Consider the following 1,657-nt stretch of genomic DNA (forward strand, 5'->3'; position numbering starts at 1 on the left):
GCTGGGACGTCAATGACGATGCCACCGAATACACGCTGCATCTGCGCAAGGGCGTCACCTGGAACAATGGCGATGCCTTCAACGCTGATGACGTGGTCTTCAATCTGAACCGCTGGTGCGAGAAGGGGGCTTCCGGCAATTCCATGGCGGCACGCGTCGGCGCGCTGGTCGATGCCAAGACCGGTAAGGCGAAGGATGGCGCCATCACCAAGGTCGACGACCACACGGTCAAGCTGAAGCTCAACGAGGCCGATATCGCGATCATACCGGGCTTCACCGACTATCCGGCGCTGGTCGTGCATCGCGACTTCGACAAAGATGGCGCCGACCCGATCAAGAAGCCGATCGGCACCGGAGCTTTCGAGCTGGTGTCTTACGACGTCGGCCAGAAGGCGGTCGTCAAGCGCCGCGAGAACGGCAAATGGTGGGGTGGCGAAGCGCTGCTCGACGGGGTCGAATTCATCGACTACGGCACCGACTTCAACGCCACGCTGAATGCCTTCGATTCCGGCGAGATCGACCTCGATTTCGAAACGCCGGCCGACTTCATCGACCCCCTCGACAACATGGATCTGGTGAAATCGGAGGTCGCGACGGCGACCACGCTGGTTGCCCGCACCAACATCACCCACAAGCCCTATGACGACCAGCGGGTGCGCAACGCGCTGCAGATGGCCGTCGACAACAACCAAGTCATGCAGCTCGGCTATGCCGGGCGCGGCACGGTCGGCGAGAACCACCATGTCAGCCCGATCCATCCGGAATACTATCCGCTGCCAAAGAAGGAGCGGGACGCGGCCGGCGCCAAGAAGTTGATGGCGGATGCCGGACAGGCCGACTTCGAGCACGAGCTGATCACTGTCGAGGACGAGTGGCAGAAGAACACCGGCGACGCCATCGCCGGCCAGTTGCGCGATGCCGGCATCAAGGTGAAGCGCACGGTGCTGCCCGGCTCGACCTTCTGGAACGATTGGACGAAATATCCTTATTCCCTAACCATCTGGTATATGCGCCCGCTCGGCGTCCAGGTGCTGGCGCTGGGCTACCGCAGCGGTGAGGCCTGGAATGAGACGGCCTATTCCAATCCGGATTTCGACGCCAAGCTCAAGCAGGCGCTATCGGAGATCGACGTCGCCAAGCGCAAGGAGGTGATGAAGGACGTCGAGCAGATCCTGCAGGACTCCGGCGTCATCATCCAACCGTTCTGGCAGAAGCTCTACTGCCACATGAACAAGAAGGTGAAGAACTACGCAATGCACCAGACCTATAAAATGGACTTCCAGAACGTCTGGCTTGAAGCCTGAGACGGGCAGCGCAAGGACTTCATGCCGCGCGAAAAAGCCGATATGCAGGATGCGTGGTGGCGATCTTGCCACCACGGCGCCGAACATCCGGAGATCCTGCATGAGACCAACAATGCTGGCCGCTGCCATGTCGATCGCCTTGCCTGCCGCGACACTCGCCGGGCCGGCTTCCAAGGCCGTGAAGTTCTTCTATGTGCCTGAGGTGAGGTTCGAGGCGGACGCGAAATACCGCGACCGCTTCACCGAGCCGGTCACCAAGCTGTTTGAGGCCAACGACAAGGCGCAGAAGGAGAAGCCCGACGAGGTATCCTGCATCGATTTCGACCCGGGCCTCGACGCCCAGGATTTCGATC

At 60.9% G+C, this 1,657-nt stretch carries 1 protein-coding gene and 1 pseudogene; both read left to right on the plus strand.

The features are described from left to right. A partial coding sequence (locus EOA29_RS35650) for an ABC transporter substrate-binding protein (RefSeq protein WP_145970017.1) occupies positions 1-1,304 on the plus strand: 1,304 nt, incomplete at its 5' end. Between the two features lie 100 nt (positions 1,305-1,404). Continuing rightward, a pseudogene (locus EOA29_RS35655) lies at positions 1,405-1,657 on the plus strand (hypothetical protein); the annotation flags it as partial.

The sequence above is a fragment of the Mesorhizobium sp. M1E.F.Ca.ET.063.01.1.1 genome (assembly GCF_003998155.1).
Taxonomy (GTDB): Bacteria; Pseudomonadota; Alphaproteobacteria; order Rhizobiales; family Rhizobiaceae; genus Mesorhizobium.